The sequence below is a fragment of the Leucobacter alluvii genome (assembly GCF_039530485.1).
GTDB lineage: Bacteria > Actinomycetota > Actinomycetes > Actinomycetales > Microbacteriaceae > Leucobacter > Leucobacter alluvii.
Window position 1 is genome coordinate 723,329 of record NZ_BAAAOP010000005.1, and the last position, 347, is coordinate 723,675.

Consider the following 347-nt stretch of genomic DNA (forward strand, 5'->3'; position numbering starts at 1 on the left):
ATCAACGAACCTTCCAAAGATCCCGAGTTCCTGGCAGCACCGGGGGTGGGTTGCGGAGTGCGATGCGGTGCGCCGCATGGCACTCGGACCAGTGCACGCGCGTCACCGACACCGGACCGACACCGGGCAATTCCACCCCTCCCAGAGCCCTTGCACACCCGGGGAGACAGGCGCGGCCCGCCGCTCACCCGGCCTGTTTCAGCTGGCTGCCGCTCACCGACCGGCGCGAAGCCGCGACAGCGGCGCTCAGTAGACTCCGTCGGCGCTTGCCGCGCTCAGCGGACTCCGTCGGCGCTTGCCGCGCTCAGCGCACCTCGAAGCGGCGCGTACCAGAGTCGTCGTGCATC